Source organism: Neoakkermansia glycaniphila, from assembly GCF_900097105.1.
In the GTDB taxonomy this organism is placed as follows: domain Bacteria; phylum Verrucomicrobiota; class Verrucomicrobiia; order Verrucomicrobiales; family Akkermansiaceae; genus Akkermansia; species Akkermansia glycaniphila.
The window spans coordinates 830,582-852,719 of the sequence record NZ_LT629973.1 but is presented as its reverse complement, the minus strand read 5'-3'; the positions used below and the strand labels follow the sequence as shown (position 1 = coordinate 852,719).

Here is a 22,138-nt window from a genome sequence, read left to right as displayed (position 1 = left end):
CTGTCAGGAAGGGGTGTCCGTATTGCCGACGATTTCGACAGTGCGGATGGGGAAGGGGATGTTGATGCCGTGTTCTTTGAATTCCTGCAGGATGTTTTTGGCGAATTCCATGCGTGCCTGCAGGTAGTCGCCCGTTTTGCACCATGCACCTACCCGCAGGGAGAGGGCCGAGTCGGCAAAGGCGACGAACTGGACGACGGGGGCGGGTTCCGTCGCGAGTGTGTCCTGCGAGGTGACGACTTTGTGGATCAGGCGTTCGACGGTGGAGAGATCCGAGTCGTAGGCGACGCCGATGTCGAAGTCGCAACGGCGCAAGGTGTCTCCAGTGATGTTGACGACCGGTGTTTTGATGAGTGTTTCGTTGGGTACCCGAACGACGGCGTTGTCCGCCTGCCGAAGTTTGACGGAGAGGAGCCCGATGTTTTCGATGGTGCCAGTGAAGCCGCTGATCTGGATGGTGTCGCCGATGTTGACGCTTTTTTCGCCGACGAGGAAGATGCCGCTGATCAGGTTGGATAGCGAGGTCTGGGAGGCGAAGCCGATGGCGATACCGACGACCCCGGCCGCACCGAGGATGCTGACGACATCGATGCCCATGGCGGAGAGCGCCTGAATCAGCGCGATGGTCCAGATGGCGACGCCGATGACGTTTTGCAGGAGGCGGCCGATTTGCCGGGGCATGGTTTTGCGGATGACGGGAATGAGGATGCGCCGCAAGGTTTTGACGGCGATGTAGCCGGCAATGAGATAGATGATGGCCAAGGCGATGTGCTTCCATTTGTCGCTTTCGATGAAGACGGACTGGAAGGTGTCGGCAATCGACTGAAAGAATTCCATGCCCGCAGTATAAGGGCGGAATATGGAAAACGCCAGTTCAAAACGCGTGATGGCATGCGGCAGGCATGGCCGTGCCGCCGGGAAGCTCGCCTGCCGTTTGTCCCGAAGTGGGTGCGATTGGTGCGAAGGATCGTTTTACAAAAAGTGCAAATGAATTGAAACGTTTTTTCAGGGAACCGTCTGTATGTATGCAGGGGTATTCGTTTGCCCCGATTCACAACAAAAAACAACGATCCCATGTATTCAGGACTTTTCTTCATGTTATTTTTGGCCGCCATTGATTCGGCGGGGGCAGGAGCAACGGACAAATTCGTGCCTGCCGGCGCTGCTTCGGAGGTCGCGGGGTTGCCTGCGCCGTATTTTTCGGCTTCCGTTCCGGACGGCTCGTCGTGGTTGACGGACGACCGGTTGAAGGCTGCTCGCGATGTGATTCTGGAAGGAGGGCAAAAGAAGAAGCCGTTTTTCATGGACAGGGAGGTTCCCTGCCTGCGTGATGCGTATTTGCTGTCTTCTTCCGGAGACGATCGCATCGTCATTTTTCTGCAATGCCGCGAGGTCGTTCGTTCGCAGCCACAGGATGGCAATGAGGAGTTCGGATCGAAGCCGGTGTCGGGTAAGGGTATTTTCGTCTTTGGTATGGGTTCCGGAAACGGCGTGTTGGTGAAGTCGTTCGGCATGCAGCGGGGAGTTGCCTCAAAAGAAGATTTGCTGAGCTGGACGTCTCTGCTCCTCCCGACGAGGGGTCGTGTGGATAGCGTGGTCAAACCGGATGTGAAGGATGGGCTGTGTTATTCGATGGATGGGACGGATCCTTTGCTGAACCGGAGGAATGCGGATGCTGTTGCCCGCTATATTTTGAAGCGAAATCCGCGCCGCGCGATGCATGGTTCCATGTATGGAGAATTGCCTTTTTATGAGATCAAGGGGTCGCCGTATGCCGTTTTTCTTCTTCCGAAGGGTCAGTTGGCTCCCATTGAGAAGCCCGAAGATGTGGGAGGTTTTTCATTCTGTTATCGTGGGCTTCCGAATGGACGGAGCGCGGTTTCCGTCATGTGGAAAACTTTGAAGGAGGGAGCAGGTGGACGCATGGTCTGGGGTGGGTGGTATGCTCCCCAATATATGCTTGATATGTCGTGCGAGGCGTTTCTGTATCTGCTGCGGGAGATGGAGGGCGCTGCTCCTGTTTCTCCGGAGGAGCCGCCGCATCCGAATCCGGCCGGGAATATGCAGGCCGGAAAACAATCAACAATCCAATGAAATCAACAAGATGAATATACTGAAATCAATAGGCTTTCTTTTTGCTGTGACTCTGTGTCTGGGCTCTCCGCTTGCTGCCGACAACGAACATGCTGTGCCGCCTACAAGGGAGGCGGATAGCGGAGATGGGCTTTTCCGTGAGGTGTTGGAGCAAACACGCCTTCGTATTCTGGAGCACAAGGAGAACAGGCGTTTGGCGTCGGAGGGTAGAGAGGTTCCGTTTCTGCCGTCGTTCTGGGATATGTATTTGCTGTCCGCTGCGGATGAGGCGGAGCGTATGGAGCTGTTTCTCAGATCGCCGTACCAGCCCGCAGGCAGGGTGGAGCAGGGTATTCGCCTGAGCTCGCAGGAGGATGGCCGCGTGCTGGTGAATGCCGTAGGATTCGAGGTGGCGGAGGATTTTGCCCTCGCGTTGCACGGTATGGCGAAGTTTTTGTGTGCTCCTGAAGCGGAGAATGTGTCGGAAGATTCCGGAATCATCAGTTATTTAATGACGAAAACGGTGTTTTTCAGTGACATGATGAGGAGTGCGGCGGATCCTCCCGCCATCTATCGTGTGGAGGGTACTCCGTTTGTTGTTTATGTGGATCGGATTTGGCTGGGGCTGTGGAGAATGGATCCCGGGGGTATGCAGCCCTCTGGTTTTTGGATGGATTGTCCATGTATTCCGTCGTCGGATGCGGCTGCACGGAAGGCGTTGCTGCGCGAGATGAAGCAGGCGGCAGAGGGTACGAGGCTGCCTGCTTTGGGAGTGGCGGACGGCTGGTCGTTCATCTCCAAGGATGGGGCATGGTGTTCTCCCGACGGGATGAAGGAGGTGAAAGCGCGGATTCTGGCGCATGGCAGCCGCAAGTTCCTGAAGCCTTTCAGCAAGGAGTTTCCGTATTTGCCCGGGTATCGGGAAGTCTATTTGCTTTCCGATCCGGATGAAGCCGGAGTGGTTGTGCTCTATCTCAAGTGCCCGGCAGAGGGCGGCGGTATCAAGGGGATTCGCCTGTCGTTGTTCGAGGACAGGATCATGTATGCGGAAGCTGTCGGCTTCGGCGAGAGTCGCGGGATGGCGGATCATTGGGCCGAAGTGGTCTTTCCTCTGGAGAGGAATCCGAAGACGGGAGCTTTCCGCCTGTTGCTGGAACAGGGCGAGAACGCTTGGGTCAACAAGCGAAATCTGGACAGGATTTTTGCATATTACAGCAGTATGCGGTCGCCGTTTGGAGAGTTCGTCTGCAGGCCGGAGGGTACTTCCTGTGAAGTGTCTTTCGGCTGGAGCGGAGAATTTCCCTCTTCCATGGCGATTCGGCGTGTGGGAGCGGATGGCAAGGCTGGCGATCCGGTGACGGTTGCATGGTGGGGCGTGCGTTCGTCACGAGGCTGTGATCCGGCGTTGTCGCGGTATCTGATGCTGGAGGCGGAGGGTAACCATGAAGGCGGGGCAGCGGATATGCGGTTTATGGCGGAAGCGGTGTTCCGTGCGTTGCTGGATGAGATGAATGCGGCCGATATGGAGACGGCGGTCCCTGCCGAAGTGATGACGCCGGAGATGCTGGCGGCTTTGCGCGATTCGCTCGTACAGGGGCAACAGGTGCAGCATTTGCCCTCGGTCGATCGAGTGCTTCCGTACAGGAGGCTGGGGGGCTGGGAAGCATTTTTGTTGTCCGATCCGGCGGACAGGGGGCATGTATCCGTTTATCTGAAGTGTCCGTATCAGGATGCCGCATCTCCGAAGGCTCGCGCCTTGCGCCTGTCGTTGGCGGCGGGAGGCAAGGTCGTGCGGGTGGAAGCTCTGGGGCTCGCTGTGGCTGGATTGTCTCCGAACGGGTTGGCGAAGTTTGCTGCGGAGGTGCTGGAAGAGCTTGCTGAGGGCGGTTCGGCCATTGATGCGGCAAAGGGGGTGAAGCTGCGGAACGAGATGCTCCGGTTCGTGCTGGTGCGGAAGCCTGCCGTAAGGGATGGGCGGATGCGGTACCATGTCGGCGGTTCGGCTTATGATGTGGAGCTGGTGCCTTACCGTTCTCTGGGGGCGCTGCCGTTTGCCGAGTATGTGAAGGATATCCGTTTTGTGAGAGGGGAAGAGGCGTCTGCCGATATCGATCGTGCCGGGTGGGCGGAGATGGTCCGAGAGATGGGGGTGTCGGCTCGATGTGGGCCGCAGCCGAGTCCCGACATGATGGCGGATGTGCCGTCTTTGCCACAGGCCAAACTGTCGGCGGAAGGACTGAATGCCGTCCGTACGGCCATTCTGGACGGAAGCCTGCCGCCGGATCGTGCCGTTTCCCTGTTGTCCGCCGATGAAGATGCCCTTGGGGTGGATTTGTATTTGCCGCTCGTTTCTGCGGTCGGCAGTAAAGGGATCCGGGTAACTTTGCATGAGGATGGCGGCATTCATGTGGAGTCGCACGGGCTGGGCGGAGAACTCTTCCGGCCCGGCGATCTCGTGACGCTGGCGGGTCTGTTGCTGCCGGAATGCCGGAAGGATGCACCGGGCCGGAACTCGGTTGTTCTGGAAGACGGCAAGGATGCGCTGGTCAACCGGACAAACCGGGAGAAGATCGCCAAGTTTGTTTGGCTTCGGATCTTGGTGGAGGAGGCATTGGCTTCCCGTTCATCGAGGCTGCAGGTAGATCCCTGTTACCGTCCGAAGGGTTCATCGTATGAATTCCGGCTGCTGAAGACGGGTAAAGGCGAGATCGACGGCTTGCTCATCTGTTGCCGGGGAGAGAGGGGCGAGGATGTTGTTCTTGTGAAATGGTATCCTCAGGCCGACCCGATGATTGCGAAGTGGAACGAAGAGGATGCCTGCCCGGCTGTGGCCAGGTATTTCGTCATTTCCGGTATGGCAGGCAGGGAACGGAATCTGAAGCTGGTGCAGGGTGCATTCGATGCCGTGCTGCGGGATATGCACGCTGCAGAAGGAAAACCCTGGCCGCTCCGCCGGCCGGATGCCGGGGATATGGTGATTGGCGGCCAGTTGGGCGCTGTTCGTGAATGGATTCTGGCAGGGAAGGAGAAGAAGTGGTCGCATCTCGCTCAGGAGGAGAGGCCGTATCGTCCGGGCCGGTGGGATATGTGGCTTTTGTCCGATCCGGAGGAGAAGGATTATATCGTCGTGTATATGAAATGCCCTTATCAGGCAGAAGGTGCGCCGGAGAAGGGGCTGCGCCTGTCGTGGCTGGGGCCGAACAGAATCGGGGTGGAGAGTTTCGATATTCCGAGGAAGGGGCTGTCCGCCCGCAATCTGAGAGCTCTGGCTGCGGAGGCTCTCCGGGAGTTTGATTGGCAGGTGCCGTCCGTATATCGCGAATTCGGCAAGGAAACGGCGAGCAGGATGCTGGAATATGTGCTTGCCATGCGTTCGCTCCGGGAAGATCGTTCCAGCAAGAGTTTTTCGTGGTATTACGAGATGCCGGGCGCGGCGTTTAGTGCGTGGCTTCGCCCATACAGGGGACAATGGGTGGACGTGCCCACGGATGCCGATGGGCGTTCTTCACCCATGACTTCTCAGGGAATTCCGGCTCTCGAGTATATCAACGCTCTTGAATTCGTCGATACTTCGGATCAGGTGAGAATGGTGGACAGGCAGCCCGGAGAAGTTCTGTTGAAGGAGATGGCGCGCTCTGTATTCAAGGTTTCGCTGGAGGATGGGCGCGACGATGTCGTAACGTCGGCGAACAGGGACAGAGTCTTGGACTATCTGAGTGGAAAGATGGAGGCCATGCGGATGTATGGCGCAGTGTATGGCTTGCCGCCGGTTTATCGTGTCGAAGGTACGCCGTTTCATGTGATGCCGCTGTTTGCCTCAGGAAGCGGCAGTGATAAAATCTGTAGCGGGTTGCTCATTTGCCCGGTTTCCGGAGCCGCCGGTTTTCCGGTCGAGATGAAATGGAGGTCGGTTCCCGAGAGGGGCAATGGTGAAGTTTTCGACTTTTCCATGCGTTCGTATCGCGGATTTCAGGATGATGGGCTTCTGAATGCAGAAGGGAGGAGTGATGCGGTTGATGCGGTACGAGAAGTGTTTTCCGTTTTGCTGCAGGAGATGAATGCAACAAAGCCTTGAAAAAGTTCCTCAAGACTTGCCGTATCATTGGTTGGCTGATTGTTTGAAACCTGCATTCGCGGAAGCAAATGCAGGTTTCAAATAGAACGGAAGAATTCGGGATATCCGTTTAACCTTCTCCTGCATTTTTCCGAAGGATGGGGGCAGGGAGGAATGCCGGACGGCCTTACTGTTTTCTCCTGCGTCGGAAGGTCAGAACGGGCAATCCAAGCAAGGCAAGAGCCGCGCTGCCCGGTTCAGGTATGTTGTCGGAAATGGTGGCGAATTGGAGCGCGACGTATTGGGAGGAGTTCGTAATGGTCAACTGGATTTTACCGGCGCTGTCGGCGGTGATGTCGTAGGATGCGATTGCCTGAACTCCGGAAGCTCTTTGGGCAAATGTTGCAAGAGCCGTTGATCCGGATGTGCCGTTGGACTGGAACCAGCTTCCGCCTGTCAAGGTACCCATGGTTGTGGATATCTGCATGTCGCTGCCGGAGTCGGTCGCTCTGCCCATACCCAGAGAGATTGTATAGGTGTGGCCTGCGGCAAGTCCTGAAAACGTGATATTTCCGGCTCCACTAAATGAATTGAGTCCGTCCCTCCATACATCGGAGAAATCCGACGTGCCGGCCGGTAATTGCAACGAATCGGTAAATGTATTGAACGCCTGTTTGTTATTCCATGTTGTTGCGGCGAATACAGGGGATCCGCTGGGGCTTGGTGTACGTGACATCCAATTGGCGAACTGCCATCCCAGAGTCCCTCCTGTCGTTGTTTTGATGGAGACGGCATTGCTTTGGAGAATATTATCTCCTACGGCGTTGGCGTAGGCCGGTGTGGTGGTGTTGCTGTACCCGAAATCGATGATGGCAGTTGCGGCTGAGGCAATCCCTGTACCGAAAACGTATGTAGCACACAAGATGGAGATGCTTTTTTTCATACAAGTATAATGATCAATTCTGACCACTTCTAGAAGTTAGCGGATTATGAATCCTGTGCATAAAAGGCATCGTTTTATGTAATACATCTACCAGAACATCAAAATAGTACGAATTCATTACCTCTGATTTTCCGATGCAGATAAAAGGTATGATATACCTTTTCCTGGAATAAGTGACTCACTGGCATTATATTTTGAAATTTCATATTGACACAGGATTCATAATCCGTTGTATGAACTGTCTGCGGCATGTTTTGCCATCGTTCCGGTCACATTCGGGATTAAGGTTTCTGTATGGAGAGAATGGAATCAATGGTTCCGTTCGTAGATGCGGACATAGTCGATCAGGTATTGCCTCGGGAAGTCGTTGCCTTCGACTTTGCCCCCCCAGCTTCCGCCCAGTGCGAGGTTGAGCAGGAGGTAATGCGGCGCGCGGAAGGGGTTGCTGCCGTCAGGCTGGTTGGCGATGTCCACGGGCAGCGTGCCGTATGGCTTGCCGTCGAGGGTAAAGGTGATGTTTTTGTCGTCCCATTCCATGCCGTATACATGGAAGGTATCGGTGAGGCTGGGCTCTTTTGTTTTGATTCCTTTGCTGGCGTTTTTGCGGTTCGTTCCGCCGTCCGTCCTTTTCCAGTGCAGGGTGGCATGGCAGGTGCCGGGTGCGGAGGAGACGTATTCCATGATGTCGATTTCACCGCATGCGGGCCAGCCGACTTTGGGGCGGCTGGTGCCCAGCATCCAGATGGCAGGCCATGAGCCGATGCCTTTCGGAAGTTTGGCCCGGACTTCGATTTTACCGTATTTCATTTGCGCCAATCCTTCCGTCGTGAGGGCTGCGGAGGTGTATTGCGCCTGTTTGCGGGATTTCTGCCACTGTTCGGGGGTGGCTTTAGGATCGTATTTCGGGTTGTTGAAGGGTTCCTTCCGGGCTTCGATGATGAGGCATCCTTTTTCGACGCGGGCGTTCTGCCTGCGGTTTTTGGTGTAGTACTGTTCTTCCTTGTTGCGGACGAAGCCTTCTTCATACGTCCATTTTTTCGGGTCGGGCGCTCCGTTTTTTTCGAATTCGTCGTTCCAGACAAGTTTCCATCCCTGCTTGTTTTGGGGAGCGGGAGGATGGCCGGAGGTTTGCGCAAGACCCGTTCCGAAGAGAGCGAGAGGGAGCAGCAGGAGGGAGCGGACGGTTTTCATGGCTGTCGTGAATGGTTTTGGTTGTTGATGTGCGGAGGATGGAAATGCCGGGCGATGAGGATGCTGTATTCGGCTTTCTCTCGTGCCCATACGGTGAATACGGGCAATGCGGTTCCATTCTTTCAAGGCTATCCGGATCGGATGGATGCAGGGTCGTGTTCACGAATAAAAAAGGCGCGCTCCGAAGAGCGCGCCCATGTGGGTATTCTATGGCTTTGGTGGCCGATGCCGGTTACATCATGCCGCCCATTCCACCCATGCCGCCCATTCCTCCCATATCGGGAGCGCCGCCACCGCAGCAGCCTTTCTTCTCCGGAAGTTCGGAGATGAGGCATTCGGTGGTGAGCATGAGGCCGGAGATGGAGGCCGCATTCTGCAGAGCAGAGCGCGTGACTTTCGTCGGGTCCACGACGCCGGCGGCGAGGAGGTCTTCGTACTTGTCGGTGGCGACGTTGTAGCCGTCCGCCACGTTGGGCATGTTCTTGACCTTTTCGACGATGAGCGCACCTTCGCGGCCTGCGTTTTCGACGAGCTGGCGAAGCGGGGATTCGATGGCGCGGTAGACGATGCCTGCGCCCGTCTTTTCATCACCTTCGAGATCAAGGCCGCAGATGGCTTTCTGGGCGCGGATGAAGGCGATGCCGCCGCCGGGAACGATGCCTTCTTCCACCGCTGCGCGGGTGGCGTGCAGGGCGTCGTCGACGCGGTCCTTCTTTTCCTTCATTTCGGTTTCCGTGGCTGCACCGACTTTGATGACGGCGACGCCGCCGGCAAGCTTCGCAAGGCGTTCCTGGAGCTTTTCGCGGTCGTAGTCGGAGGTGGTGTCTTCGATCTGCTTGCGGATCTGGGCCACGCGGGCCTGAATCTTGTCGGATGCTCCGGCGCCTTCGACGATGACGGTGCTGTCCTTGGAGACGACGACGCGCTTGGCCTGGCCGAGCTGGTCGATTTCGACGTTTTCGAGGCGGAGACCGAGGTCTTCGGAGATGCACTGACCGCCCGTGAGGATGGCGATGTCTTCAAGCATGGCCTTGCGGCGGTCGCCGAAACCGGGTGCCTTGACGGCGCAGATGTTGAGCGTGCCGCGCAGGCGGTTCACCACGAGAGTGGCGAGGGCTTCGCCTTCGATGTCTTCGGAGATGACGAGGAAGGGACGGCCGGTTTTCGCCACCTTTTCGAGGAGGGGAAGGAAGTCCTTGAGGTTCGTGATCTTCTTTTCGAAGATGAGGATGTACGGGTTGTCAAGGACGGCTTCCATGGCTTCGGCGTTCGTGACGAAGTAGGGGGAGAGGTAGCCCTTGTCGAACTGCATGCCTTCGACGACGTCGAGGGAGGTTTCGATACCCTTGGCTTCTTCGACGGTGATGGTACCGTCTTTGCCGACTTTGTCCATGGCTTCGGCGATGATGTTGCCGATTTCAGCGTCCCAGTTGGCGGAGACGGTGGCGACCTGTGCGATTTCCTTGGTGGAATCGACTGTCTTGGAGATTTTCTTGAGTTCGGCAACTACTGCTTCGGAGGCCTTCAGGATGCCGCGCTGCAGGGAGATCGGGTTGGCTCCTGCGGTGACGTTGCGGAGGCCTTCGCGGTAGATGCTTTCGGCGAGGACGGTGGCGGTGGTGGTGCCGTCGCCTGCGATGTCGTTGGTCTTGGAGGAGACTTCGCGGACGAGCTGGGCGCCCATGTTTTCGTATGCGTCTTCAAGTTCCACTTCCTTGGCGACGGTGACGCCGTCCTTGGTGATGGTGGGGGAGCCGAATTTCTTGTCGATGACGACGTTGCGTCCTGCCGGGCCGAGAGTGCTCTTGACGGCACGGGCGATTTTTTCCACACCGCGCAGGAGGGACTGGCGGGCCGTTTCGTCGAATTGGAGTTGTTTAGCCATAATAATCAGTTTTTTAATTTTAAATAATTTTCAATAAATCTCAATAAGTCGCGGTGTTTTTGTTGATCCGCGACGCTGTGACGGGGTCGGAATCAGTCGATGATGCCGAGGATGTCCTGTTCGCTGACAATGACGTAGTCCTGGCCGTCGATTTTGACTTCCGTGCCGCCGTATTTGGAGATGAGAACGCGATCGTTTTCCTTCACGGTGAAGTCGATCAGTTTGCCGTTTTCATCACGTCCGCCGGTGCCTACCGCCACGACGATGGCTTCCTGCGGCTTTTCCTTGGCATTGTCCGGAAGGAAGAGGCCTCCGGCCGTTTTCTGTTCTGCTTCTGCGCGCTTGATGAGTACGCGCTGTCCGAGTGGTTTGATCATGGTATTGTGTATGTGTTGTTGTTCAGGTGATATCGGGCCGGAGTCGCCTCCGGCCCGGAGAATGGTTGCCCTTAGTTTTCGTCGACGACTTCGGCATCGACGACGCGGCCTTTGGCCTGGCGGGGGCCGTCGCCTTCGGGTTCGGTGGGCTGGCCCGTCGGTTCAGCCTGAGCGGCCTGTGCTGCCTTGTTCAGGTTTTCAAGCATGCCTTCGAGTTCGGTGCGGGCTTTCTTGATGCCTTCGATGTCCTTGGCTGCGACGGCATCCTTGAGGGCCTTGACCTTGTCTTCGATGGGCTGCTTGATTTCGGCCGGAGCCTTGTCCCCGAGTTCGGAGAGCTGGCGTTCGACGCTGTGGGCGAGGGATTCACCCTGGTTGACGGTTTCGATTTCCTCCGCTTTGCGGCGGTCTTCTTCGGCATGGGCTTCCGCATCCTTCTTGGCGCGTTCGATTTCGTCCTTGGAGAGGCCGGAAGATCCCTGAATGGAGATGTTCTGTTCCTTGCCGGTGCCTTTGTCCTTGGCCGTGACCTTGAGGATGCCGTTCGAGTCGATGTCGAAGGTGACTTCGATCTGCGGCACTCCGCGCGGAGCGGCGTTGATGCCGTCGAGCTTGAAGTTGCCGAGAAGCTTGTTGTCTTCGAACATTTTGCGTTCGCCCTGGCAGACTCGGATGTCTACTGCAGGCTGGTTGTCGGCGGCCGTCGAGAAGACCTGGCTCTTGCGTACCGGGATGGTGGTGTTGCGTTCGATCATCGGGGTGGCGATGCCGCCCATGGTTTCGATGGAGAGCGTCAGCGGAGTGACGTCGAGCAGGAGTACGTCGCTGACGTCGCCCTGAAGAACGCCGCCCTGAATGGCCGCGCCGATGGCGACGACTTCGTCGGGGTTCACGCCCTTGTGGGGTTCCTTGCCGGCGAGGCTCTTGGCCATGTCCTGCACGGCGGGCATGCGGGTCATGCCGCCCACGAGGACGAGCTCATTGATGTCGCTGGTGGAGATGCCTGCTTCGCGGATGCATTCCGTGACGGGGCGCTTGGTGCGTTCGAGCAGGTTTTCGGTGAGCTGTTCGAGCTTGCTGCGGGAGAGCGTGAGCTGGATGTGCTTCGGGCCGGAGGCGTCTGCGGTGATGAAGGGGAGGCTGATGTCGTAGCTCTGCGTGGAGGAGAGGGCGATTTTGGCTTTTTCCGCTTCTTCCTTGATGCGCTGGAGGGCGTCGGTCTGCTTGGAGATGTCCATGCCGGATTCCTTTTTGAATTCATCGAGAATCCAGTTGATGATGGCATTGTCCCAGTCGTCGCCGCCGAGGTGGGTGTCGCCGTCGGATGCAAGTACTTCGAAGACGCCGTCGCCGATTTCGAGGACGGAGATGTCGAACGTGCCGCCGCCGAGGTCGTACACGGCGATTTTTTCGTTGCTCTTCTTGTCGAGGCCGTAGGCGAGGGCTGCCGCCGTCGGTTCGTTGATGATGCGGCGCACCTTCAGGCCTGCGATTTCACCGGCGGCCTTGGTGGCGTTGCGCTGGGCATCGTTGAAGTAGGCCGGTACGGTGATGACGGCTTCCGTGATGGTTTCGCCAAGTTTGGCTTCGGCGTCCGTTTTCAGTTTGCCGAGGATCATGGCGGAGATTTCCTGCGGGGAGTATACCTTGGTTTCTCCACCGACTTCCACCTGAATGTGGGCGTCGCCGTTGGCTGCTTCGACGATGGTGTAGGGAACTTTCTTGTCGTCTTCGGTGAGTTCGCTGTATTTGCGGCCGATCAGACGCTTGGCCGAGAAAATGGTGTTTTTCGGGTTGGTGACGGCCTGGCGTTTGGCGGCCTGGCCGACGATGCGTTCGCCGCTCTTGGTGAAGGCGACGATGGAAGGTGTGGTACGCGCGCCTTCGCTGTTTTCAAGGACGGTACCTTGCCCGCCATCCATGACGGACATACAGGAGTTTGTGGTACCGAGGTCAATTCCGAGGATTTTGCTCATGGTATGAATTTCTTTCTATTCGTGATTGTTGGTGGATGTTATGTTGATGCTGTGTGTCGCATCATTGTTCACTATTTGGTAGAGCAATTTTTGTGCCAAAAACGAATTGTTTTGATTATAAATTGTTTTTATTTGTTGGGCGCTCGTGTGTGCTGCTTTTTATGAGACATTTTGTCTCGCGTTGTGTGTCGATATGTCGCATGGTGTGACAATATGTCTCTATGTGTGGCACGAATTGTCGCAGAGGAGGATAGGGTGCGGCCAAGGTTCAGTCGGGGAAGACGTTTCCGGGGGTATTGCCGATGGAGATGCAGACTTTCTGTCCGACCTTGAAGCTGTCTTCGGGTGAGGCGAGTTGGGTGATTTGCTTCAATGTGCCGGCTTCATCGTCCATGCGGACGCGGATTTGGACACCGGGCGCTTCTTCCAGTTTGTTGTCGAGCAGGGAACCGGCGGCTGCGGCGAGGTGCTGCGTGCCTTCGGCGATAATGGATGGAGCAATGGTGCCTGCCGCTTTGCCCGTCATGCTGGCAAAGGCTCCCGATTGGGTGTCGACGACGAGTTTGACGTGTTTGACGCGGACGATGGTTCCGGTCATGATGGTGGTGACGACACCCGTAGGCGTTTCCGATCCCTTCCGCGTCTGCTGGCAGGAAACAAGTCCCGAAAGCAGGAGCGATGTGGTGAGGAGAGAAAGGAAGCGCGAGCGAAACGTCATGATGCAGATAAACCATACTCATTACGTATGACACAAGCCGAATCTTTCAAATTTTTGAGAAAAATCCTGAGAAATGGCCGTATTAAGGCGCTATTCCACGTTTTTGCACGCAAGCGATGTTACTTAGCGCGGGCTGACCGTGATGCGTTTGTTCGGGCTGAGGCCGTATACCTGTGGTTCATACATGAGTTCGGCCTTGGCCGGAGGTGCGGTTGCCGTGCCGGCGCGGACGACGCGGGCAAGGTAGCTCATGTGGAGGGTGTTGCCTGCATTCCACCGGGTCGCGAAGACGCGGACGCGGTTTTTGAGGTATTCGCGGTGGTCGATGGCGGTTGACGTTGCCGTGGAACGGGCCGGTTCGTCCGGGGAAGCTATCGCCTGGGAGGAGAGGGCGGGGTTGACGGCTTCCATGCAGGAGGGGAGGCAGTCTTCCATTGCGAGATATCGGAGGGCGCGTTGCTGTTTGGAGCAGGTGAGGGTGACGCGTACGGTGTCGCCCACGCGGAAGGAGTCGGTCGGTTTCCATCGGCCTTCGCTATCGAGGGTTTCATAGACGCGGGTGACGGTGAGGCCCTTTTCCGTGACGCCGGGATATTCGGTGTTTTCCGGTTTGGCTTCGATTTCCAGGATGGCATAGACGGGGCTTCCGGAGAGGTGCTTGGCGGAGATGCCGAGGTTCCGGACGGCGGTGCGCTCCGGTTCCGTTTTCCATGAGCGGGCGATGGTGCCGGTACCGAGGTCAAGGCGAGAGGCGCCATCGAGGCTGCGGAGTTCGATGCGGCCGTTTTTCGGCTCGTTGCGGTGCATGCGGTCGTAGGCATGCAGGGCGATGAGGTTCCAGCCGGAGTTCCATGTGTTGCGGTGTAGGTTCTGCGTGGCGGTTTTGCGCCAGTCGAGGAAGGCGGCGTGCGCCTGTTCGGGGCGGAGTTTCATGGCGATCATGAAGAGGAGTGCCTCATCAGCTTCCGGGTAGTATTCTGCGTGTGTGGCGTTGTGTTGCATGCCGAGCAGGGTTTCTGCTTGGTTCCGGGTGCCGTCGTCCGGCGTTTGCAGCAGAGCCAGGGCAAGATACAGGCGGGCCGTTCGCGAGGTGTCCTTCAGGTGTTCCATCGCGTTGCGGAGGGGGATGTTGTCGCTTTTCCCGGCGAGCGCCAGTACGTAGGCGGCCATGGCCTGATGTTCGGAGCCGTGATCGTATGGGCTTTTCCTGAGGTAGTCATAGCCTCGCTCCAAGGTTTGTCCGGGGATGTCCGCTCCGGTTTCCTTCGCAAGGCGGAGGATGAGGAGGGCGTAGGGCGACCATTGGCTGGAAGCATCGCCTTTTTGCCAGTAGGCGAATCCTCCGTCCTTGTTCTGGCGGCTCAGGATGCGGCCGATGCCGGTTTGCATGGTTTTGCGGGCCTGCTCCCGGGAGATGTTCCGGGCGGTGCCGTTCAATGGTTGCAATAGGTCGAAGAGGATCCATGGCAGGGTGGCGGATGCCGTTTGTTCGACGCAGCCGTAGGGGTATTGCAGCAGGTAGTCCACATCCCCCAGAAGATGAAGGTAGGGCGATGCGCTGAGTTTGAGCGAGATTTTTCCTCGTTCTGAGGCTCCGAGTTCGTCGGAGACGAGCCGTCCGGGGTCGATCGTGGAATGGCTGCCATCCAGAACGAGGTAGTGTGTTTCCCGGAGGGAGGGCGCGGGGTGGATGATGTCGAAGCTGCCTTCGACGGCATCGCTGCGGGAGGCGGCCGAGGTACCCTGTTCATCAGCAGGTAGAGCCGTCCATTGGAGGGTTTTGGCGCCTTCGGCAGTTGCTTCGATGTCGAAGTTGACGGTGGTTTGGGAGTTGGCCTTGAGGGAGATTTGCTGTGTGGCTCCTCCTTGCAGGGAGATGTTCCATGTGCCGTTTTTGTCGGAGTTGTTGACGACAGTGACGGGAAGGGTGAGTTTGTCTCCCGTGCTCATGAAGAAGGGTGTGCCTGCCGTCAGCATCAGTTCCTGATTGGCGGTGTAGTTGGCTGTGGCCGAGCCGAAACGGTCTCCTTTTCCGACGGCTACGGCGATGACCCGGTAGCGTGTCAGTGTGTCCGGCGTGGTGAAGGTGGCGGAAAAGCGGCCCTGTTCATCGGTTCGGATGTCGGCTTTCCAGAAGGCGCAGGGGCGGAAGTCGGTGCGTGTGCGCAGGTATGCTCCGCCAGCCTGCTCTGATCCGAACCCCATGCCGCCGGAGCCGAAGCTGGTTCCCAAATCAATGCCTTCGCCGAAGTACATGTTGAAAAGAGGGAGGTCCCTGCTGCCAAGGTGGAGGCTGGGAAGAGGGTGCAATGCAAGCGGGTTGTTGTTGTTTGCTCCACGCGTGTAGCTGTTCCATGTCGCGAGACCGGGCATGATGTAACTGCTATGGGAAGGGTAGCCGAAGCTGGGGCGGAAGGCGGTATGGTGCGGCGTGAAGTGTGCCAGCGGGTCCGGATTGCGGTAGGGGCGGATGCTGAGCGCGCCTTCGTCTTCGACATAGAGGGTGATTTCCGCTTGGGACGGGGAGCCGTCCGGTTCGAGGGCTTGACCGCTGACGGTGGTTTCGCTGCCGGGGCGAACAGCGGTTTCGGGGGCGTTCAGTGAGATTTGAAGTTTTCTGGCCGTCTGTTCGATGTTAATGTTGCAGGAGCCTTTGCTGATGACCGGCAGGCCTGTGGCATCCGGCGGGGCGATTTTCAGAACCGTCACTTCCACATTGGGTTCGTTGGTGGCATCCATGGGGATTTCTATTTTCCGTGTGCCGGGAGGGACGGTGACGATTCGGGATGCGGTTTGCTTGAGGCTGTGAATGAAGACGATGAGTTCCCCTTCAACGGGATCGTCGAAGATCAGGGGGATCGGCTGCCCTTGAGCGACGGCGGCCGATGCGCAACGGAAGCTCAAATTGTTCTTGGGGCGGTAGATGGAGTTTTCCGTGAACAATCGGGTGGTTGTTTGACTGGATGCGGTGTTGCCGAAGCGGTCCGTCCATGTGGCGGTGATGGTGTATTCGCCCGGGTGAGGCGGTATGAAGCCGTAGTCGGTGCCTCCCTGTTGGCCGGGAGTATTGCGGGCGGCCCGGACGGTGACGGTGTCGTTCAGGACGTGTACTACTCTGGGTTCGCGCTTTTGTATGCCGGCGGCATCCGTCGTTTTGACGTATTCTGTCCGGGTGACGGTGAGGCGGATTTGTTCGTCGTGCGTCCATCCTTTGCCCTTCGTATCGGTACAGACGAGTTTCAGGGAGGCCTTGTTTCCGGGTCGGTAGAACCGGGGTTCCGCGTGGAGCCCCGCCATGAATTCCGTGGGATAAACGATTGTGCGTGCGGTGGCAGTGACTGTTTCTTCCCGGTTGTTGGTTATTTCGGCCCGCAGAGACAGGCTGGTGACTCCATTCGGGCGGATGGGCATGTCTATGCTGCCGGTGCCGTCTTTTCCAAGGACGACGGTCTCGGTTTCGTCGGTTGCTTTCCGTTCTTTGTCCGGGTGGCTGAAGGAGTAACGCCTGTATTCGCCGGCATCAAAGTATGACGAATACGTTTTCATGATGAGGCGTGTGTTCGCTCCGGCGACGGGTACGCCGGAGAAGTCGATCGCTTCGACACGGATGTGCGCCTTTTTCGGGTTGATGGGTTCGGCGGTGAGCTCCGCTTTCGGTTCGAAAGCATTGCGCCTGTATTCTTCGACGGAGATATTGTCTTCATAATCCGCCTCGTCGGAGAAGAGAGTGGAGTTTTGCCCGGCGGCGATGCCGGGTGTTTTGGGGAAGGTGAATGTGTAGCGGAAGGTGCCCGTTTCTTCTTCGGGGAGGTTGAAGCTGAGGTCGCAGGTGCCGAATTCGCTCCATGTAACGGTTTTCTCCCGGAGGATTTGCCGTTCGTTGCCGTAGAGGGTGAAGGTGGCCGGAGTCGGCGGCAGCGGCAGGCAGCGGTCCTGCTTCCATCCGCGCATGATGGCTTTGAGGTGTACCGTTTCTCCTGGGCGGTAGACGGGCCTGTCGGTGAATGTCATGAGGCTGCGTTTCAGCTCGGGTGCTTGAGGCTGTGCCGGTTTGGCCGTTGCCTCCGGTTCGGTGCTTTCGCTGGGGCGGTCGAAGGGTGGTTCCAAACAGGGAATGAGGGCGTAATCGTTGCCGTGTTCGACGAGGAGCCAGGCCGTTTGGTCCGGCTGGGACATGGCGAGTTTTGTGCTGCCTTGCCGGGTGATGCCGGTGCCCAGAACGGTGCCGTTCCGGTCGTACGCGGTGATGCGGGCTTCGTTCCGGACGGTACCGGATGCGACGGAGAAGGCGACGACGTGGAGGGTGTTTTCATCCGGCAGCCAGAATGCGCCGAGGTCCGTGATCTGGACGAGGGTGCGGTCGCGGTGGCGGCCGGAGTCGAGCAGGTAGCTCGCGAGGGTGGCATCCGTTGTGATGGGCAGGATGCTCTGCCACAGGAAGGAGGAGGGGGCTCCCTGTGCATCGATCAGGTACATGCCCGGTGCCGGGCGGCCGTTTTGCATCCGGTCGAGGGAGATGTTCCGGATTTCCGTTTTGAGGTCGAGCGGGGCCGTGATGGGAGAAGGCTGCCATCGGCGGGTGTGCTCTTGCGTGGCGGGCAGCGCCGCATTGAGGAAGGCTGTTTTTCTGTTCCATGTCTCCCGAAGGTCTTCCGTGCTTTTGTCGATGGTTTGTTCGACGGTGGTGTCGAGTATGTGCCTGAGCGGGGCGAAGGGGGTGGTGCGGTTGATGCTTTTCTGGATCAGCAGGCGCGCCAGACGGCAGGTTTTATACCACTGTCCGTTGTGTTCCGAGATGTCTTGATCTTGCAGGTAGAGGAGCATGGCCCGGATGGCGTCGCCCGGTTCGATTCGCCCGGCGCGGAGGGTGATTTCCTGCATGCCGTGTGAGGCGACGGAGATTTCATGAGGGAATCCGGATGCGAAGATGTGGGCCTGTTTCGGGCGGAGGATGACGTGGGGGGAGGCCGGAACGCATCGGAGGGTCATGGCTTGGCCGGTAGGCAGGGTTCTTCCGTACAGGGCTTTCAAGCCGGCCTGCAGGCGGATTTCGACCGGAAGCTCGTCCTCGCTGTGGATGCGGATGGCTATGGTGTCTGTGGTGCGGGAGATGCGGTCGGTTTGCGTGATGTCATGGTAGTTGTTGCCGTCGAGGTAGACGATTTCGGGCGTGATGAGGTCCGCGCCGGAGGGGAGAAGTTCTAAGTCGATGCGTTTCCCGTTGTGAACGAGGGTTTTGGTGTTCACCTTGTCTGCCTGTTGCGCTTCCTGTCCATCGACGAAGATGCGAAGGCTGTTGTTGAAGATGCCGGGGATGTCTTCTTTCCGGAAGTCGGCATTCATGCGAAGTTCCATCACGGGGTAGGCGGGGATGAGGCTGCTGCCTGTGTCCTCTTGGTTGTATGTGAGGGAAAGGGAATCGGCGGAAAGGTGGCATGGATATATGCTCATGCTGCTGCTTGGGTGGAAGTCGGCATAGATTCTCCGATGGCCCGGGAGGTGGCGGCAGGTGAATTCCCATTCCTGATCGAGGTCGAGAGGCTGTTCCGGCTGGACGCATACGACTCCCGGCAGGACGGCGCCCGGCGGCAGTTCGTTGTATCCGGGCATGTGGGACAGGCGTTCCCGATGCCGCTCGGGCCATTCTCCGCCTTTGCAGACGGGCCGGGCGATGCCTTTGATTTTTTTGCCGTCTTGGCTGCGGTAGGTGTATTGCAGCGGTGCATCCGGCGAGAGGGACAATGCTTCGCGAGGCCATTCTTTTTCGGGAGTGTCCGTGAGGTGTCCTCCGAAGACGAGGATGCGGCAGGAGGCGTCGTCGTTGGTGAACCTTTCCGCATCCAGCCGGACGGGCGGCGTATGAACCGTCCATTCGAGGGGCTGAACGGGTTTGCCGCTCAGGTAGGTTGTGCCTTCGGGCAATGAGACGGTCCATGGTTCGGCTGCCGGGAAGGAACCGTCGAATTGGACGGTGAGGGTGTCCTGATCGGTCCATTGAAGTTCCGGCTGGGGGGCGGTCGTTCTTTTGCCCCGGATGGTAGCCCTTGGTGCGGGCGTGGCATATATCTCACTGCGTTCGATCAGGGCTTCCGGGAAGGTGATGATGGCCTCCCGCCCGTTCCGGTTCCATTGGCCGGTGTCCGCGCAGACGGTGGGGACAGGTTCTTTTTCGCCGTAAGACGGGGGTGTGGTTGCTCCGGAGAGGAGATGCAACGGTAGCAGGAGGAGGGAGAACGCGTTCACTACTCCATCATACAACCGGAGCCGGGTTTCTCAAGCGGAAAAGCGGCCGGAAGAATCACAAGTGTGTAACAATGTTTACAGTCCCCGGTGGCGGCGGTAGAGGTGGTAGATGAAGGATTCCGAGAGGGCCTGCCAGCTGGCGTCGATGATGTCATAGGAGACGCCGACGGTGGTCCAGTTGGAATGGGAGTCCGAGGATTCGATGAGGACGCGGACGTTCGAGGCGGTGCCTCCGTCTGCATCGGCTTCTCCCTTGACGGTGAGGACGCGCACCTTGTAGTCGGTGAGTTTCATGTCTTCGATTTCGGGGTAGAAGGGGAGGAGGGCTTTGCGGAGGGCCTTGTCGAGGGCATGGACGGGGCCTTGGCCTCCGGCGGCGGTGTGGGCCTGCTGTCCGCGTACATCGAGTTTGACGGTGGCTTCGACGATCATGTCCGGGTCGGCCACGGTTTTGCTGTTGACGACGAAGAGGCGGAGCAGTCTGAAGAATTCCGGCAGCGGGTTCTGCGGGAGGTGGCGCAGCATGAGGAGTTCGACGCTGGCTTCGGCGGCGGCGTAGTCGTAGCCCCGGGAAGCTTTACCTTTGATGGCTTCCGAGAGGCTGGCAAGGATGGGGTCGTCTTTGGAGAGGGTGTAGCCGAGGTTTTGGGCGAGGGAGAGGATGTTGCTTTTTCCACCCTGTTCGGTCATGAGGATGCGCTGGCTGTTGCCGACGGTTTCGGGTTCGATGTGTTCGTAGAGCGACGATTCCTTGTTGATGGCGCTGACGTGGACTCCGCCTTTGTGCGCGAAGGCGGAGTCTCCGACGAAGGGTTGGCGGTGGAAGGGTACCATGTTGGCGACGTCGGTGACGAAGGCGGCGGTCTGTTTCAGGCGGCCGAGGTGGCCTTCCGGCAGGCAGGTGCATTGCCCTCCGGTTTTGAGTAGGATGTTGGGGATGACGGAGCAGAGGTTGGCGTTGCCGCAGCGTTCGCCGACGCCGTTGATGGTGCCCTGTACCTGCCGCGCTCCGGCATGGATGGCGGCGAGGGTGTTGCTGACGGCGAGTTCGCAGTCGTTGTGCGCATGGATGCCGAGGATGGCGTGAGGGAGTCGGGCGCGGACGTCACGGATGATGGCCGTGATTTCTTCGGGCATGCTGCCGCCGTTCGTGTCGCAGAGGACGAGGGTGTCCGCGCCGCCTTCATGGGCGGCAGCGAGGGCTGCGAGGGCGTATTCGGCATCGCGTTTGTAGCCGTCGAAGAAGTGTTCGGCATCGAAGAATGCCTGATGGAGGTTCTGCTTGAGGTAGGCGATGGAGTCGCGAATGATTTCCAGATTGCGTTCGCGGGTGATGCCGAGGGCGATTTTGACGTGCTGGGGGCAGGTTTTGCCGAAGATGGTGCCGACGGTGGCGCCGCAGGTGGCGATGGCCTGGAGGGTTTTGTCGTTTTCCGGGGTGGAGGAGGCATGGTGCGTGCTGCCGAAGGCGGCAAGGCGCGCATATTCGAAGGGGTGTTTCCGGATTTGTTCGAAGAAGGCGGTGTCGATGGGGTTGGCTCCGGGCCAGCCGCCCTCGATGTAGTCGATGCCGAGGTTGTCCAGGCGGACGGCGATGCGCAGTTTGTCCGCCGTGCTGAGGTTGATGTCTTCACTTTGCGCACCGTCGCGCAGCGTCGTGTCGTACAGATGGATCTTTTCAGGCATGGCATGTGTACTATACTGCACGGTGCGAGGCGCGAAAAGCCGGGAGTGTGTCTGTGGGCGTTCGGCGTTTGCCATGCCTCGCCGAGGATTAATTGGTGCCGGGCGATTTTTCTGCTTTTTCTGGAGTCCCGGCTACCGGGGTGCCGATGCGGAAGTGGATGTCGAGGAGGGTGGGCCGGTCAGGGCGTGTTCCGGTGTGCCGTTCGATTGCGGCGTCGAGGGGGATGGTGACGATGTCTCCATCCGGGGCGGTTTTGTTGCGCCGAACGAATGGGCGTGTTGTCTGATAGACGGTTTCAAGGTAGGCATCCTGTAGTTTCTGACGGTTTTTTCCATGGTTTCCGTGCAGGATGACGGCGTCTTCCTCCGTCCACCCCATGCCGCCCCGGTAGGGGGAATCGGGCTGGGCGAGAAGGCGGATGTGGCGTTGTTCCGCTTCCGCCTTGATGAGCATTCTGGCAAAGGCGTAGGTGTCTTGATCCACTTTGTTCTGGTGCTGGCGTCGGATTCGGTCGCGTGCAGATGTCGGCAGGTAATGGGTGTCTTCAAAGGCAGGGCTTACAGGCGGGAGTTCCTTGGCCAATGTTTCGAAGAGGGCGTCGGAGTGATAAAAGTCCTTGGAGGAGATGCGGATCGGCGTTTTCCTGTTGGATTCGATTTCGTGTAATGCAAGATAGGTTCGGTTGATGAATTGCCGTTCGATTCTCGGGAGTTGCTCGTAGGGGTATTCCTTATGAAAGCGGTTCAGCCGCATGCCCAGGGCTTTCAGTGCCGGTACGGCTGTGTCCGCGCTGGCCGTGTCGTGAATGGTGGCGAGGAGGGCGAAGTATTCTTCGATCAGGTGGCGGTAGGCTTTGATTTCTTCGCGTACGTTTTGCGGAGCGGTTGCGGTTGGCGGTGCGGAGTGGAGCGTGTTTCCGGCGTCCGGTGCGGCGGACAGGACGCCGGATATGGCGAGGAATGGCAGGAGTGCTTTTGTGTTCACAGGTGGC

General features: G+C 58.3%; 12 protein-coding genes. 2 read left to right on the top strand and 10 right to left on the bottom strand.

Translation table 11 applies throughout. The features are described 5' to 3' along the window. Positions 1-3: 3 nt before the first annotated feature. On the bottom strand, positions 4-837 hold the full coding sequence (locus tag PYTT_RS03475; protein WP_067776894.1) for a mechanosensitive ion channel family protein: 834 nt from the start codon (positions 835-837) through the stop codon (positions 4-6). 237 nt (positions 838-1,074) lie between these two features. On the opposite strand from PYTT_RS03475, the gene PYTT_RS03470 reads away from it, so the two are divergent. Both PYTT_RS03470 and PYTT_RS03465 read left to right on the top strand, forming a co-directional pair. After that, positions 1,075-2,094 (top strand): hypothetical protein, encoded by a 1,020-nt coding sequence (locus tag PYTT_RS03470; protein WP_067776897.1) that lies wholly within the window; start codon positions 1,075-1,077, stop codon positions 2,092-2,094. A gap of 46 nt (positions 2,095-2,140) precedes the next feature. Next, entirely contained in the window at positions 2,141-6,148 is a 4,008-nt protein-coding gene (locus tag PYTT_RS03465) for a hypothetical protein (RefSeq protein WP_141675853.1), read from the top strand. 166 nt (positions 6,149-6,314) lie between these two features. Here PYTT_RS03465 and PYTT_RS03460 read toward each other — a convergent pair whose 3' ends face one another. From PYTT_RS03460 to PYTT_RS03420, 9 genes are all read right to left on the bottom strand, one after another. Next, positions 6,315-7,070: a PEP-CTERM sorting domain-containing protein gene (locus PYTT_RS03460; protein ID WP_067776902.1), complete on the bottom strand. Its 756-nt coding sequence runs from the start codon at positions 7,068-7,070 to the stop codon at positions 6,315-6,317. 309 nt (positions 7,071-7,379) lie between these two features. Continuing rightward, positions 7,380-8,261, bottom strand: coding sequence for a glycoside hydrolase family 16 protein (locus tag PYTT_RS03455; protein WP_067776905.1), 882 nt, complete (start codon positions 8,259-8,261; stop codon positions 7,380-7,382). Between the two features lie 232 nt (positions 8,262-8,493). Then, positions 8,494-10,149: a chaperonin GroEL gene (gene groL / locus PYTT_RS03450; RefSeq protein WP_067776908.1), complete on the bottom strand. Its 1,656-nt coding sequence runs from the start codon at positions 10,147-10,149 to the stop codon at positions 8,494-8,496. An 89-nt stretch (positions 10,150-10,238) separates the two neighbouring features. Next, positions 10,239-10,523: a co-chaperone GroES gene (gene groES, locus PYTT_RS03445; protein ID WP_067776911.1), complete on the bottom strand. Its 285-nt coding sequence runs from the start codon at positions 10,521-10,523 to the stop codon at positions 10,239-10,241. A 71-nt stretch (positions 10,524-10,594) separates the two neighbouring features. Continuing rightward, a complete protein-coding gene (gene dnaK, locus PYTT_RS03440) occupies positions 10,595-12,499 on the bottom strand; it encodes a molecular chaperone DnaK (RefSeq protein ID WP_067776914.1) in 1,905 nt (634 codons plus the stop codon). 268 nt (positions 12,500-12,767) lie between these two features. Further along, entirely contained in the window at positions 12,768-13,217 is a 450-nt protein-coding gene (locus tag PYTT_RS03435) for a hypothetical protein (protein ID WP_067776916.1), read from the bottom strand. Between the two features lie 123 nt (positions 13,218-13,340). Then, positions 13,341-19,460: an alpha-2-macroglobulin family protein gene (locus tag PYTT_RS03430; protein ID WP_067776919.1), complete on the bottom strand. Its 6,120-nt coding sequence runs from the start codon at positions 19,458-19,460 to the stop codon at positions 13,341-13,343. 75 nt (positions 19,461-19,535) lie between these two features. Beyond that, positions 19,536-21,146: a citramalate synthase gene (cimA, locus tag PYTT_RS03425; protein ID WP_067776922.1), complete on the bottom strand. Its 1,611-nt coding sequence runs from the start codon at positions 21,144-21,146 to the stop codon at positions 19,536-19,538. An 88-nt stretch (positions 21,147-21,234) separates the two neighbouring features. Next, positions 21,235-22,131, bottom strand: coding sequence for a hypothetical protein (locus PYTT_RS03420; protein ID WP_067776926.1), 897 nt, complete (start codon positions 22,129-22,131; stop codon positions 21,235-21,237). Positions 22,132-22,138 lie beyond the last annotated feature (7 nt).

Coding starts and splice junctions, on each gene's coding strand:
- PYTT_RS03475 (WP_067776894.1), bottom strand. CDS start 837: ATGGAATTCTTTCAGTCGATTGCCGACACCTTCCAGTCCGTCTTCATC.
- PYTT_RS03470 (WP_067776897.1), top strand. CDS start 1,075: ATGTATTCAGGACTTTTCTTCATGTTATTTTTGGCCGCCATTGATTCG.
- PYTT_RS03460 (WP_067776902.1), bottom strand. CDS start 7,070: ATGAAAAAAAGCATCTCCATCTTGTGTGCTACATACGTTTTCGGTACA.
- PYTT_RS03455 (WP_067776905.1), bottom strand. CDS start 8,261: ATGAAAACCGTCCGCTCCCTCCTGCTGCTCCCTCTCGCTCTCTTCGGA.
- groES (WP_067776911.1), bottom strand. CDS start 10,523: ATGATCAAACCACTCGGACAGCGCGTACTCATCAAGCGCGCAGAAGCA.
- dnaK (WP_067776914.1), bottom strand. CDS start 12,499: ATGAGCAAAATCCTCGGAATTGACCTCGGTACCACAAACTCCTGTATG.
- PYTT_RS03435 (WP_067776916.1), bottom strand. CDS start 13,217: ATGACGTTTCGCTCGCGCTTCCTTTCTCTCCTCACCACATCGCTCCTG.
- cimA (WP_067776922.1), bottom strand. CDS start 21,146: ATGCCTGAAAAGATCCATCTGTACGACACGACGCTGCGCGACGGTGCG.